General features: G+C 72.7%; 10 protein-coding genes. 7 read left to right on the top strand and 3 right to left on the bottom strand.

Going from position 1 to position 13679, the window contains the following annotated elements; all coding sequences use genetic code 11:
* Positions 1-43: 43 nt before the first annotated feature.
* Both AB0F91_RS03200 and AB0F91_RS03195 read left to right on the top strand, forming a co-directional pair.
* A complete protein-coding gene (locus tag AB0F91_RS03200) occupies positions 44-1474 on the top strand; it encodes an AlkA N-terminal domain-containing protein (protein WP_360594281.1) in 1431 nt (476 codons plus the stop codon).
* Entirely contained in the window at positions 1471-1974 is a 504-nt protein-coding gene (locus AB0F91_RS03195; protein ID WP_360594279.1) for a methylated-DNA--[protein]-cysteine S-methyltransferase, read from the top strand. The genes AB0F91_RS03200 and AB0F91_RS03195 overlap by 4 nt, the downstream gene beginning before the upstream one ends.
* A gap of 218 nt (positions 1975-2192) precedes the next feature.
* Here the strand turns inward: AB0F91_RS03195 and AB0F91_RS03190 are convergent, their stop codons facing one another.
* Complete coding sequence (locus tag AB0F91_RS03190; protein WP_360594277.1) at positions 2193-5156, bottom strand: SMC family ATPase; 2964 nt, start codon at positions 5154-5156, stop codon at positions 2193-2195.
* Complete coding sequence (locus AB0F91_RS03185; RefSeq protein WP_360594275.1) at positions 5153-6307, bottom strand: exonuclease SbcCD subunit D C-terminal domain-containing protein; 1155 nt, start codon at positions 6305-6307, stop codon at positions 5153-5155. Before AB0F91_RS03185 ends, AB0F91_RS03190 begins: the two co-directional genes overlap by 4 nt.
* Positions 6308-6556: 249 nt before the next feature.
* Here AB0F91_RS03185 and AB0F91_RS03180 point away from each other — a divergent pair, with 249 nt between their 5' ends.
* The gene (locus AB0F91_RS03180; RefSeq protein WP_285972587.1) at positions 6557-7471 is read left to right on the top strand and encodes a DNA recombination protein RmuC; all 915 of its coding nucleotides are present in this window, start codon (positions 6557-6559) and stop codon (positions 7469-7471) included.
* A gap of 1174 nt (positions 7472-8645) precedes the next feature.
* The gene (locus AB0F91_RS03175) at positions 8646-9548 is read left to right on the top strand and encodes a DUF6542 domain-containing protein (RefSeq protein ID WP_360594273.1); all 903 of its coding nucleotides are present in this window, start codon (positions 8646-8648) and stop codon (positions 9546-9548) included.
* A 605-nt stretch (positions 9549-10153) separates the two neighbouring features.
* Here the strand turns inward: AB0F91_RS03175 and AB0F91_RS03170 are convergent.
* Entirely contained in the window at positions 10154-11164 is a 1011-nt protein-coding gene (locus AB0F91_RS03170; protein ID WP_360594271.1) for a 4-hydroxy-3-methylbut-2-enyl diphosphate reductase, read from the bottom strand.
* Positions 11165-11315: 151 nt separating this feature from the next.
* Between AB0F91_RS03170 and AB0F91_RS03165 the strand changes: the two genes are divergently transcribed.
* From AB0F91_RS03165 to AB0F91_RS03155, 3 genes are read left to right on the top strand one after another with little or no spacing between them, the layout of a single operon-like run.
* Positions 11316-11960, top strand: coding sequence for a lipid droplet-associated protein (locus AB0F91_RS03165; RefSeq protein ID WP_360594270.1), 645 nt, complete (start codon positions 11316-11318; stop codon positions 11958-11960).
* The gene (gene xseA / locus AB0F91_RS03160; protein ID WP_360594268.1) at positions 11957-13210 is read left to right on the top strand and encodes an exodeoxyribonuclease VII large subunit; all 1254 of its coding nucleotides are present in this window, start codon (positions 11957-11959) and stop codon (positions 13208-13210) included. Before AB0F91_RS03165 ends, xseA begins: the two co-directional genes overlap by 4 nt.
* Complete coding sequence (locus AB0F91_RS03155; RefSeq protein ID WP_360594266.1) at positions 13207-13650, top strand: hypothetical protein; 444 nt, start codon at positions 13207-13209, stop codon at positions 13648-13650. Before xseA ends, AB0F91_RS03155 begins: the two co-directional genes overlap by 4 nt.
* Positions 13651-13679 lie beyond the last annotated feature (29 nt).

Here is a 13679-nt window from a genome sequence, read left to right as displayed (position 1 = left end):
TTCCCGCCAGCCAAGCCCGCGACCTGCTGGCACCATCGACCTCATGGCCACTCTGACCGCCCCCCTCTGGCGCGACACCGAGCGCTGCTACCGGGCCGTCACCGCCCGCGACCAGCGGTTCGACGGCCAGTTCATCATGGCCGTGCGCACCACCGGCATCTACTGCCGCCCGTCCTGCCCGGCGATCACACCGAAGGCCCAGAACGTGCGGTTCTTCCCCACGTCTGCCGCCGCCCAGGCGAGCGGCTTCCGCGCGTGCCGGCGCTGCCTGCCCGACGCCGTGCCGGGTTCGCCCGACTGGAACGTGCGCGCCGACCTGGCTGCCCGCGCCATGCGCCTGATCTCCGACGGCTTGGTCGAGCGCGAAGGCGTGCCCGGCCTGGCGCGGCGGCTCGGCTACTCGGAACGCCAGCTCGGCCGCGTCCTCACCGCCGAGCTGGGCGCCGGCCCCCTCGCGCTCGCCCGCGCCCACCGCGCGCACTCCGCGCGGCTGCTGATCGAGCTCTCGGCGCTGCCCCTCACCGACGTCGCGTTCGCCGCCGGCTTCTCCAGCATCCGGCAATTCAACGAGACGATCCGCGAGGTCTTCGCGACGACGCCTTCGCAGCTTCGCGCGGCTTCACTGCGTCGCGGCCGCCGCGCTGAACCCACCGGCTCGACGCGGCTGAGCCTGCGCCTGCCGTTCCGCGCGCCGTTCGACGCGCAGGGCGTGCTGCGTTACCACGCGTCGCACGCGTTGCCGGGGGTCGAGGCCGCCGAGGAGAGCGCCGACGGCATCACCGGATACGGCCGCACGCTACGGCTTTCCCACGGCCCCGGCCTGGTCTGGCTATCGCCGCAACCGGACCATGTCCGGTGCGACCTGGCGTTGACCGACCTGCGCGACCTCGGCAGCGCGGTCTCCCGCGTCCGGCGGCTGCTCGACCTCGACGCGGACCCCGAGGCCGTCGCGCGTGTCCTCGGCGCGGATCCGGTGCTCGCGCCGCTGGTTACGAAGGTGCCGGGGCTGCGCGTGCCCGGCGCGGTCGACGGGCCGGAGCTGGTCCTGCGCGCCGTACTCGGCTCGGCCGCCGCCTCCGTCGCCGCGCTCGGCGCCCGGGTTCCGCCCCGCGAGCCGCCGATGGACACCCTGACCACGCTCTTCCCGGAACCCGGGGTCGTGGCCGCCGCCAACGTGAAACCGCACGTCAAGACCGTCGCCGCGGCATTGGCGGACGGTAGCCTCGACCCGCACATCGGCCGGGATCCGGGTGAGCTGCGGGCGGAGTTGCTCTCGTTCGGCATCGACGCCGACTACGTCCTGATGCGCGTGCTCGGCGCCCCCGACGTCCTGGTCACCACCGACCCCGCTGTCCGCCGCTCTGCCGCCGCCCTCGGCCTCGACCTACCCGGCGCGGCCCGCGGCTGGCGGCCGTGGAGCTCGTACGCCACCTGTTACCTGCAGACCTTCGACCCTGAGGAGAACCTCTCGTGAGCACCGCCTTCTGGTCCAGTGTGGACACCAAGATCGGCCCCTTCACCGCCGTGGTCACGGGCGACGGCGCCGTCCTCGCCTCCGGCTGGACCGCCGACGTCGCGGAGCTGACCCCGCTCATCTCCCCGGCACTGGCCCCGGCGACGCTCACCCGGCGCCGCGACCTGGGCCCCGTCACGACCGCCGTACGCCGCTACCACGCGGGCGAGCTGGATGCCGTCGACGACATCGAGGTGCGCCAACGCTCCGGTGCCTTCCGCCAGCACGCTTGGGACATGCTGCGCAAGGTCCCGCCGGGCAGCCCGGTGAGCTACGCCGAGTACGCCACGCTCTCGGGCAGCCCCACGGCTATCCGCGCCGCCGCCTCGGCCTGCGCCCGCAATGCTGCCGCCCTCTTCGTGCCCTGCCACCGCGTGGTCCGCACCGGCGGTGCGGTCGGCAACTTCCGCTGGGGCACGGACGCGAAGCGCTGGCTGCTGACGCATGAAGCAGCTGCCTGAGTTACTCCGAGTACGCCGCCCTCGCAGCCAACTCACGACCGCTAGCTTGCTTCGGCCCCCTGTCGCCACGGCGGACGGCGCCATCGGCTTCTTCGGCCGCAGCTGACGTCGCCGTTGGCCGCTCACGAACGAAGCTGCCGGAGCAGGCACGCCGCCCTCTCGGCGGCAGCCCCACGGCCCTCCGCACGGCGGCGTTGGCCCACGTCTCGCGCTGAGCCTTACGCCGTGCGGAGCTCGATCCGTGAGCCGGTGCGGGACTTGTGCACGCGCAGGCGGGTCGGGATGCGTTGGCGGAGTTCTTCGACGTGCGAGACGAGGCCGACGACCCGGCCGCCGGCGCGCAGCTCGTCGAGGATGTTCATCACGACGTCGAGGGTTTCGGCATCGAGGGTGCCGAAACCCTCGTCGACGAACAGGGTGTCGAGCAGCGCACCGCCGGTTTCGCCGGCGACGACGTCGGCCAGGCCGAGCGCCAGCGAGAGCGACGCGAGGAACGACTCGCCGCCCGAGAGGGTCTTCGCGGGGCGGACGGCCCCGGAGTAGTCGTCGAGCACGTCGAGGCCGAGGCCGCCGCGGGTGCCGCGTGCGCCGGCCGCGTCGGAGTGCACGAACGAGTAGCGGCCCTGGCTCATGGTGCGCAGGCGAGCGGTGGCCGCGAGCGCGACCTCCTCCAGCCGCGCGGCGAGCACGTACGAACGCAGCGACATCTTGCGCGAGTTCTGGCCGCGACCATTGACCACTTCGGACAGTGCGCGCAGCTCGTTGTATTCGGCCTCGACGGGAGCGAATTCCGCGAGCGCCTTGCCCATCCGCGCGGCCAGCTTCTTCAGCTCGCCGTGCTGCGCCGCCACGGATTTCAGCGCCGCGAACGCCGTCTCCGCCCGCTCGCGCGCGGCCTTCGCCACTTCGGCCAGTGGCGCGACCTCCACTACGTCGTCGGGCGAGATGCCGAACAGCTCGGGCTGTGCCAGCAGCTCCCGCGCCCCCGCGGCCGTCGCATCGGCTTCGGCGAGGCCTTGTTCGAGCTTCGTGACCTGCTCGTCGGAACGGACCGCGCCACGCATCTCCTCCAGAGTGGCGAAACCCTTGGCGTGCAGGGAGATTTCGACCAGGCCGTGTTGCTCGGCGAGGCGGGACTCCGCACCGACCACGGCCGTGCGCGCCTCCGCGACGGAATCCAACGCCCCCGCCAACGTGAGCAGGTGCCGCCGGCGCGCGGCGACGTCGGGGAACTCACCACGCCCTTCGAGCAGCCGCTGCGAGCGTTCGGCCAGCCGTTCCTCCAGGGCACGGACCTCGGCCTGTGCCTCCGTGACGGCCTGGTCGGCCCGGCGCCGTTGCTCCGCCAGCTGGTCGGCTTCCTGCTCCAGCTTGACGACGTGCCGGGCGAGCTGGTCCTTCCGCGCGGCCTGCTCGGAGAGCGCGCCCACGCCGGCCCGAGCCTCCGCCAGCTCCGCGGCCACGGACTCGGCCGTCCGCTCACCCAGCCGCTCGCGCAGCGCGTCCAGCCGCGCCTTCGCCTCCTCCAGCGCGGACACCACGCGTTGCCGCAGGGCGCCGGCCTTCTGCTCCGACTCCTCCGCGGCCCGTTCCTCCTCAGGGGCTACGAGCTCAGCCCCGTGCCGCGCCGGCGCCGGATGCTCCGCCGACCCGCACACCGGGCACGGCGCGCCGTCGGCCAGGCTCGCGGCCAGCTCGGCGGCCATGCCTTCCAGCCGACGTTCCCGCAGGTCAAGTCGATGCTGACGAGCCGCCTGATGCGCGTCCACGACCTCACGCAGCTTCGCCTCACCACGCCCGACCTTCGCAACGGCCTCCGGCAGCTCCGCGGCCGCGCGCGCGAAGGTGGTCAGCTCGTCGACGCGGGCCTTCGCACCATCCAGCTTCGCCGCCGCTTCAGCCGCCGACGCCGCTTCGCCCCGCAGCGCGGTGAGCCGCTCCGGCAGCTCCGCCAGCCGCGTCTGCAACTCGGTGACGCGCTCGGCCGCCGCACCGGCCGCCACCTTCCGCTCGTCGCGGCGCTCGGTGTCCACGCGCTGCTGCTCGGCCTCCGCGACCAGTTCGGCGAGCGCGCCGGCCTCCTCGCGCAGCGATCCGGCGCGCTCGCGCAGGTCCGCCGACGCAAGGCCGACGGAGTCGAAACCCAGTTCGGCCAAGGCGCGCGTGTGGTCGGCCTCGGCGAGCTGCGCGTCGCCCAGCTCCGAAGCCCGACGTTCCAGCAGCTCGACCTCGGGCACCACCGCCGACGCCCGCCGCGCGGCCGCGATCTCCTCGGTCCACTCCGCGCGTTCGCCCGCGGTCTCGGCGATCTGCGCGAGCCGCGTGTGCGCGGTGCGGACGCGGCGGATGCGGTCGGCGTCCTCCTCCGCTTCCCGCAGCGTGGTCTCGGCCTTGGTCGCGGCCGAACGTGCTTGTGCCGCTTCGGTTTCCGCCGCCTCCGCTCGGGCGGCGACCTCCGCGAGCACGGCGTCGACCCACTCCGCCTGGTCTTCTTCCGGCGGCTCCTGCTGCGCTTCCTGGGCGTAGCGCGCGACGAGCTCCCGCAGCTCCTGCTGCCGCTTTTCCAGCGCCCGCCCACGTTCGGCGCGCAAGTCGGCGAACCAGCGCTCGACGTCGGAGAAGCGCTCGGTCCCGAAGAGCCGCTCCAGCAGCTTCTCGCGCTCGGTGGTGTCGGAGCGCAGGAACTTCGCGAACTCTCCCTGCGGCAACAACACGACCTGGAAGAACTGCGCGGCCGTCATCCCCAGCAGCCGCTCGACGGTTCGCGCGACCTCGTCGATCCGGATGATCCCGTCGGGCGGCAGCCCGGCCGGCGGCTCGCCGACCCAGGTCAGCGACACCTTCGCCTGCTGCGTGGTGAACCCGTCGCCGCGTTTCTTGGCGCGCTGGTACTCCGGGCTGCGCACGATCCGCAGCCGCTGGCGCTGCACCGTCAGCTCCAGCACGACCTCGGTGAGCTGCTCGGGCGCGGCGACGTCGCACCGCAGCCGCTTCACGTCACCGCGCGCGCCCGGGACCACGCCGAACAGCGCGAACGCGATGGCGTCGAGCAGCGTGGTCTTGCCGGCGCCGGTGTCGCCGTGCAGGAGGAAGAGGCCGTCGGCGCCGAGCGCATCGAAATCGACCACCTCGCGGCCCGCGTACGGACCGAACGCCTCGACCTCCAGCAGGTGCAGCCTCACAGTTTCGCCACCGCCGCCCGGTTGGCCGCTTCGAGCGCGAGGAACACCAGCCGTTCCTCGGTTTCCGTGGGGAGCGCGCCGCGGCAGTCGTCGAGGAAGCTGCGGGCGATCTCGATGTCGGTGCGCCCGCGGACGGCGTCGGCGTACTTCAGCTGCGCGCCGGCGAGCCCGCCTTCGGGCTCCCAGTCCAGGTGCACGGCGTACGGGAACCGCTCGCGCAGGCGGCGCATCCCGTCGACCGGACGCACGCGGTCGGTGACCGTGACCGACAGGAAGTGGTCGCGCCATTCCTCGTGTTCCGGCGCGTCCAGCAGCTCCTGCAGCTCGCCGCGCAGCGTCGCGAGCGGGCGCGGCACGGGCAGTTCGTGGCGGCGGACCTCGGCGAGCCCGGCCGCGTCGAGGTCGACGAGCCATACCGATTTCCGTTGGTGTGCCTCGGAAAACGAGTAGGCCAGCGGGCTGCCGGAGTAGCGGAGGTGCTCGGCGAGGGTCTGCGGGCCGTGGAGGTGGCCGAGCGCCACGTAGTCGACGCCGTCGAAGACGTCACCGGGCACCTGCTCGACGCCGCCGACGGCGATGGTGCGTTCGGATTCGCTGCTCGCGCCGCCCGTGACGAACGCGTGGGCCAGGACCACCGACCGCGTTTCCGGCCGCGCGGCAAGGTCTTCGCGTACGCGGCGCATGGCTTCGGTGAGCACGCCGGTGTGTCCGCGCGCTTCCGGTACGCCGAGGGCGTGCCGTGACGGCTCGGGTTCGAGGTACGGGATGCCGTAGATCGCGACGTCACCGTGTTCGTCGTTCAGCAGCACGGGTTCGGCGAGGCCCGCGACGGTGGCGCGCAGGTGCAGACCGCCGGCGGCCGCGAAGTCCGCGAAGGCGCCCAGCCGAGCCGCGGAGTCGTGGTTGCCGGGTGTGATCACGAGCTGTGCGCCGGCCTGGCGGATGCGGCTCATGGCCTTGGTGGCGACTCGGACCGCTTCGGCCGAGGGGACCGCGCGGTCGTAGATGTCGCCTGCGACCACCACAACGTCGACGCGCTCGCTCGTCACGAGCTCGGCGAGGTGAGTGAGGACGGCCTCCTGCTCGGCGAGCAGGTCGGCGCCGTGGAACGTGCGGCCGACGTGCCAGTCGGAGGTGTGGAGGAGTCTCACGGCAACCACGGTAAGAGGCGATCACGACGAAACCGCGGAGACTCGCCGGAGAGCCACTCGAACGTGTGTACGAACCCTTTCGGGCCCTGGTGGACACGCCGACCGCCGAACCGGCGAAAGCGCTGGTCAGCTAACACAGCGCGACCGAGCGGCCCGGTTTTTGTCGGTGCGGTCCGCCATGATGTCCGCGTCGCTCGGCACCAGCCGTTCCGACTGGTCCGGTTGATCGGGCAGGGAAAGGAGACTCGGGTGGAGACGGTGATCACGACCGCGGCCGTCGTGCTCGCGCTGCTCCTGTGCGTCGCGGTCGCGCTGCTGTGGCGGCTCTACGGCGACGGCATGCGCCGGGCCGACGCGGCGGCGCGGCTCGTGGCGGCCGAGCGCGCGAAGAACGACCAGCAGCAGCTGGCGTTGCGGCGGTACGAGGTGGCGTTCGCGTCGATCAGCGGCCGTGGTGAGCTCGGTGAGCAGGTGCTGGTTGAGACCGCGCGCGCGTTGGGCTTGCGCGAAGAGCTGCACTTCACTCTGCAGACCGACCTGGCCGGCGGTGGCAGCGTGAAGCCGGACATGGTGCTGCGCGTGGGCGGCGGCCGCACTGTGCCCGTCGACGCGAAGGCCAGCATGGCGATCTGGGCCGAAGCCGTGGAGACCGACGATCCCGAGGAACGGCTCGACGCGCTGCGCGCCCACGTGCGCCAGATCCGTTCCCGTGCGGCCGAGCTCGCCGGCAAGGGCTACCAGCGCTGGGCCGACGCGATCTACGGCACGATCATGTTCGTCCCGTCCGACGCGGCGGTGGTCGCCGCGCTCGACACCGATCCGGAGCTGCTGCGCTGGCTGATCGACCGCCGGGTGTTCCTGTGTGGACCGACGGGCTTCGGGGTCCTGGCGTCGGCTGCCCTGTTCGCGGCGAGCGACCGGGCACTGGTGGAGGACGTCGAGCAGGTCCGGGCCGGGGCGGCAGCCGCTCACCGTTCGGCGGGGAACGCGGTCGAGGCGCTGAACCTGACGAGCACGCACCTGCAGCGTTTCCTGTCCGCACGGCGGCGGGAGCTGGAGGCGCTGGAGAGCTTCCGCGCGACGGTGGCGCCCCTGACGGACGCGTCGGGGAGCCCGTCACCGGTGCCGGAGGTACGGAAGGGGGATGAGTTGGCAGCCAGCTGAGGCGGGCTCGTTCGCGGCCTTTCGCCGGACAGTTCTGCCCGGGTGGGGGCCGATGGTCTAGTGGTCTCGCCCGCTCGACTCACTGCGCTCTGACGGACGCGGCCGGCAGCTCCTCGCCGTGCCTTCAGCCGGAGGTGACAGCCGACGGCTGGGCTCGCACGACCCGCAGCAGCCACCTCGGAGACGCTCGGCATCGTGCCGGACGGACAAACCGGACTATGGGAAGGGAGCCGAGCCAGCACGGCTAGGCCGGCGCCTACGCGGTGCTTACCGGACAGCGCGCCTGGTGCGCGTGGCTGATGGCCTGCTGCTCTGGTGGCCCAACCTGCGCACCCTGCAGTGCCCGACAGACGCGGCCGGCAGCTCATCACCGGTGCCGGACGCACGGAAGGAGCCAAGCCAACGCCAAAGTCAGGCCGACGCCTCTCCGCCCCTTCGCCGGACAGCGCGCCCGGACGGTCGCCGACGATTACTGCCCCGGCGGTCGAAACCCACGCACCCTGTAGTGCCCGACGGACGTGCCCGGCAGCTCATCGCCGGTGCCAGACGCACGGAAGGAGCCGAGCCACGCCAAGGTGAAAACCGGGCCTCTTCGCCCTTCGCCGGGCAGCCTGGCCGGGCGGTTGCCGACGATCTACTGCGCCCGTGATCGTGCCGGCGCACTCGGCCGGTAGCCCGGCGTCGGCGTCGGCTCGGACGTACGAACAGCGCGCCGAGGCGGTGGCAAGCCGAGACAGCGACAGCCTGTCCGGCGTCGCTCTTGGTCGCGGCAGCTGAACGTCGACGGCTGGGGCCGCACGGCTCGTCACGGTGTGTGCTGGTCGTGGCCGGTTCGGGGTCAATGGGGCAGGTGCGCTGCCCGGGGTTTGGTTCCGTCGCTGTGAGGTTTCCGGGGAGCGGGAACGTTCCGCTGCCACGACCGCGGTAGCCGGCGCGTGAAGCGGCGACTGGCGTCCGCGTGGAGACGGGCCGGCCGTCCGGACCAGACCACTAGGCTGTATCCGCTGGTCAGGTGACCAGACCACGGGCCGGGCGCGGTGTGCGGCGCAACGGGCCGCGGGACACTACGTGTTCCGGCCGCCGGCAACTCACGTCACGCTGCCGGGTGGCTGGTCAGGGCGGTCTTCGGCAGTGGCAGCAAGATCGTGACAAGTAACGGCTACGGTGTTGCCTCGTGACCGCGATACGCGATCGCCAGAGCGATCCTGATGCCGAAGACGCCACCGTGCCCTGGGACGAGCGTCTCGTCGTCGGCGAGAGGCGCGGCCTGCCTTGGTGGGCGGCTGTCCTCGTGGGCTTCGGCCTGGCCGTGCTGGGCGCCATCATCGACGAGAAGACCAGGGGCAGCCTCGACTTCATTTTCAAGGCGGGCTACTTCCTGGGCGCCGTGCTCGCGGTGGGCGCGGTGCAGAGACGCGCTCTGTTCGGACCGATGGTGCAGCCGCCGCTGGTGCTGGCCGTCACGGTGCCCGGCGTGGTGCTCGTGACCGGCGGGTCCAGTTCGGGCAGCGACACCCTGTCGAAGCTGCTCAACATCGGCACGCCGCTGATCAACGGCTTCCCCACGATGGCGATCACCACCGGGGTCACGCTGCTGTTCGGATTCTTCCGCATCTTCCGCGAACGCGACCCCGGCGCCCCGGTGAAGCTCAAGGACGGCAGGCCGCCCCGCGACCGCGACGACGGCGACGAGCCGCCCGCTCGCCCGCGCACGCGCCCGCCGGGCTCGGGCCGTCCGGCCGGCGCCGGTCAGGCTCCGCCGCCCGCCGGCGCGCGCCGCCCGTCGCGCGACCGCGACCTCGACGGCCCGCCCCCGCGCCACCCGCGCCCGCCCGCGGAGCCCGGCGCCCGCCCGCGCCGCGAACCCGGCGACCCCGCCCCCCGCGGTGCACGCAAGCCCCCGCCTGACGGCCGCCGCCCCCGCCCGCCCGAAGGCGACCCCCGTCGCCGCGACCCCCGCGGCGACGCGCCCCCGCCCCGCCGCCGCCCCCGCGCCGACGAACCTCCGCCCGGCCGTCCGCGTCCCCCGCGCCGCGAACCGCCGCGCCGGCCGCGCCCCTGGGACGACGAGTCCTGACCCGACCTCGTTGACAGCCCGGGCTCAAGGCCCCGGACCACGCCGAAGGCCGCCGATCCACCCCGGATCGGCGGCCTTCGTGCATCGCAGCCCAACGAAAGTCCACCGGCGACCAACACGCAGCCGCAGGAAGGCACAGCAAGCAACGGCACCCCCAACACCACGGCCCGCCCGCGGCCATGCCGGTGAGCGCACGCCGCGCCCTTCAGGTTCAGCCCGCGGCAACCGCAAGGCCGGTCCCCGCGACGAGCGGCTCGACAGCGCCAGAACCCCAATCCACAACGCCCATGACCGGGGCAAGCACCCGGCTCAAGCTGGAGCAGTCACGAGAAGCGGCCCGCTCCACGCCAGCCCGACCCGAACTCACCACGTCGCCGCAACCAAACCACCGCAACCACACCTCAAACGCCAATCAGCCTCAAAAACCACGCCTCAGCCACAGCAGCAACAACAAGCGCGCCTACACCACACCAGCCCCGCCCAAACCCACCACGTCGCCACAACCAAACCACCGCCGCCCCACTGACCGGCACCGCCAAACGAAAAAGCCGCGGTGCCCGCCGACAAATCCGGCGACCACCGCGGCCTCAAAGCCAAATCCCCCGTCAGGACTCCGACTTGGCAGCCTTCCGAAGCTCCTTCGGCAACGCGAACGCGATCTTCTCGTTCGCCGTCGTCACTTCGTCGACCTGTCCGTAACCGCGCTCGGCCAGCCACGCCAGCAGGTCCATCACCAGTACGTCCGGCACCGACGCACCCGACGTGACCCCGACCGTCGACACCCCCGAGAGCCAGGCCTCGTCGACCTCCGAAGCGAAGTCGATCAGGTACGACGACCGCGCGCCCGCCTTGAGGGCGACCTCGACGAGGCGCTTGGAGTTCGAGGAGTTCGTCGAGCCCACCACCAGCACCAGGTCGCACTCCGCCGCCATGGCCTTCACGGCCACCTGGCGGTTGGTGGTGGCGTAGCAGATGTCGTCGCTCGGCGGGTCGGCCAGGCCGGGGAAGCGTTCGCGGAGCTGGTCGACGCGTTCCATCGTCTCGTCGACCGAAAGGGTGGTCTGGGAGAGCCAGATCACCTTGGACGGGTCGCGCACGTCAACCTTGTCGACGTCCTCGGCCTTGTCCACGAGCTGCACCTTGTCGGGGGCCTCTCCCGCGGTGCCCTCGACCTCTTCGTGCCCTTCGTGGCCGATCAGCAGGATGTCGTAGTCGTCCTTGGCGAAGCGGTTGACCTCTTTGTGCACCTTCGTCACCAGCGGGCAGGTCGCGTCGATGGTGCGGAGGTTGCGGTCGGCCGCCTCGGCGTGCACCGCGGGCGAAACACCGTGGGCCGAGAACACGACCAAAGCGCCCTCGGGCACCTCCGACGTCTCGTCCACGAAGATCGCGCCGCGTTCGCGCAGCGTGTCGACCACGTGGCGGTTGTGGACGATCTCCTTGCGCACGTAGACGGGCGCGCCGTAGAGCTCCAGCGCCTTCTCCACGGCGATCACCGCGCGGTCCACGCCGGCGCAGTAGCCGCGCGGCTTCGCGAGCAACACGCGTTTGGCGGCGCCGGACTGGGAGATCGTCGGGGTACCGGCGGGCTCGGTTCCGGGACTCGCAGAAGTCATGCCCCCAGGGTACGGGCTGTGCCGTACCGGCTTCGAAGTCCTCTTTCGGATGACGCCGGCGGCCATCCGGGCTGTGCCGGGAGTCACGTCGTGTGCCCCAACCCACCCGTTCGGTTGGGCAGGATGGCACGGATACGGCACGCTAGACGGCATGAAGCCACTCCCGCTCCCCCTCCGGGTCGCCGCGGGCCTCGCCGTCACCACCGCCGAGCGGGTTCGTGAGCTCCCGAAGCAGATCACCGGCCTGCCCGTGACCGTCGTCAGCCAGGTCCTCCAGCTGTCCATGCGTGTCCAGCAACACGTCACCGAGCTGGCGATCAAGGGCGACGACGCGCTGTCCGGCCTGCGCCCGGTCGAGGACACCCCGAGCTGGGCGACGTTCGACGAGGACGTCGAGCCCGACTTGCCGACGCGTCCCACGCTGGTGCCCGTCGACGACCTGCCCGAGCCGCAGGCCAACGGCCACCGCCCGAACCTGCCCGGGCTGACGGACACGGCCGACGCCGACGACCCGTGGACGCAGGAAGAGCGCGCGCTGGCCGAGGACCACGCCGACGGCGAGAACGACAGCGCCGGCGGCCCCGCGGGCCTGGCCGGCTACGACGATCTCACCCTGCCCCAGCTGCGCGCCCGTCTGCGCCGCCTGACCGTGCCGCAGCTCGAGGAGATCCTCGACTACGAGAAGGCCAACGCCGACCGCGCGTCGTTCGTCGGCATGCTCGCGCGGCGCATCGGCAACGCGCGCAAGGCGGAAGAAGAAGCGGGCCGGCAGGGCGACGACGCGGAAGGCCAGTGAGCAGCGACCCCTCGACCAGCGCCGAGAACCCCTGGCCCGTCCGCACCGTCGCGCGCAAGATCGGCGACTGGATCCACCGCCTCGGCGCCGTGTGGGTGGAGGGCCAGGTCACGCAGATCAACGCGCGCCCCGGCACGCAGACGGCGTTCCTGACGCTGCGCGACCCGTCGGCCGACGTCTCGATGTCCGTGACCGCGCCGACGTGGCTGGTGCGCGAGCTCGCGACGCCGCTGCGCGAAGGCGACCGCGTGGTGGTGCACGCGAAGCCGTCGTTCTTCTTCGGCCGCGGCACCCTCAGCCTGCGCGCCGACGAGATCCGCGCCGTCGGCATCGGCGAGCTGCTGGCGCGCATCGAGCGGCTGCGCAAGCTGCTGGCGGCCGAAGGTCTGTTCTCGCCCGAGCGCAAACGCCCGATTCCCTTTCTGCCCCAAGGCATCGGCCTGATCACGGGCCGCGCGTCGGCGGCGGAGCGAGACGTGCTCGTCAACGCGCAGGCCCGCTGGCCGCACGTGCTGTTCAAGGTCGTGAACACGGCCGTGCAGGGCCCGCAGGCCGTGCCGCAAATCCTCCGCGCTCTGTCCACATTGGACAAAGATCCGGAGGTGGACGTGATCGTGATCGCCCGCGGCGGCGGCAGCGTGGAGGACCTGCTGCCGTTCTCCGACGAGGCGCTGTGCCGGGCCGTCGCATCCGCGGGCACGCCGGTGGTGAGCGCCATCGGGCACGAGCCGGACACGCCGTTGCTGGACCACGTCGCCGACCTGCGCTGCTCCACGCCGACGGACGCGAGCAAGCGCATCGTGCCCGACGTCCGCGAGGAGACCGCCCGCGTGCGCCAGATGCGCGACCGCGGCCGCCGCGCGCTGCACGGCTGGGTCGACACGCAGACGCGCCTGCTCACGCAGCTGCGCAGCCGCCCGTCGCTCGCCGACCCGCTCGGGCCGATCCAGCGCCGCCTCGACGACGTCGAGATGCACCGCGAACGCGGCCGGCGCGCCATGCTCGGCCTGCTCGCCAAGGACCAGGCCGAGATCGCCGGCGCGCGCGGCCGGCTGACCGCCCTCGGTCCGGCCGCGACGATGGCCCGCGGCTACGCCGTCGTGCAATTCACCGACGACTCAGGCAACCTCCAGGTGCTGCGCTCCGTCTCCCAGATCGAAGACGGCGCACGCCTGCGAGTGCGGATCGCCGACGGGGCGATCCACGCCGTCGCGGAGTCAGCGTCCAGCCAGGAAGGAGACGGGCCGTGACCACCAGGGCACCGGCGTTCCTCCCGCTCACCGTCGACGCCGCCGCCCGCCTCGACGCCCGCGCCCTGCTCCGCCAGGCGCGCGTCACCGACAGCGCCGCCAGCGAATGCTGGACCGCCCTGCTCGCCGGCTGCGGCACCGCCGCCCGCCGCCAGCTCGGCCCCCAGCTGCGCCGCCTGTCCGAGGCCACGTCCGTCCACGTCGGCACCCGCTGGTGGTTCGCCGAGGGCGCCGACCACCGCCGCCGCGTGGCGGGCGCCCAGGAAACCCTCGAGGACGCGATCGCGGACGGCGACGGCCAGGAGTTCGCCCTCGCCTTCGTCGGCTACGACAACGCGATGGCCAGCGCCCTCGTCTGCCGCGAACAGGACCGCACCCCACCGCCGACCCCGCCACCCCCGCGAACCGGCGGGCGGCACCGGGTCGATCACCGGTCGTGACAGCGCCGGACGAGATTCAGCGCGGTACT

Source organism: Amycolatopsis sp. NPDC023774 (genome assembly GCF_040639695.1).
In the GTDB taxonomy this organism is placed as follows: domain Bacteria; phylum Actinomycetota; class Actinomycetes; order Mycobacteriales; family Pseudonocardiaceae; genus Amycolatopsis.
This window is presented reverse-complemented; position numbering and strand designations above follow the sequence as displayed.

Bases quoted from the DNA above. Each gene is read 5' to 3' on its own strand.
- AB0F91_RS03200 (WP_360594281.1), top strand. From the start codon at position 44: ATGGCCACTCTGACCGCCCCCCTCTGGCGCGACACCGAGCGCTGCTAC.
- AB0F91_RS03170 (WP_360594271.1), bottom strand. From the start codon at position 11,164: ATGACTTCTGCGAGTCCCGGAACCGAGCCCGCCGGTACCCCGACGATC.
- AB0F91_RS03165 (WP_360594270.1), top strand. From the start codon at position 11,316: ATGAAGCCACTCCCGCTCCCCCTCCGGGTCGCCGCGGGCCTCGCCGTC.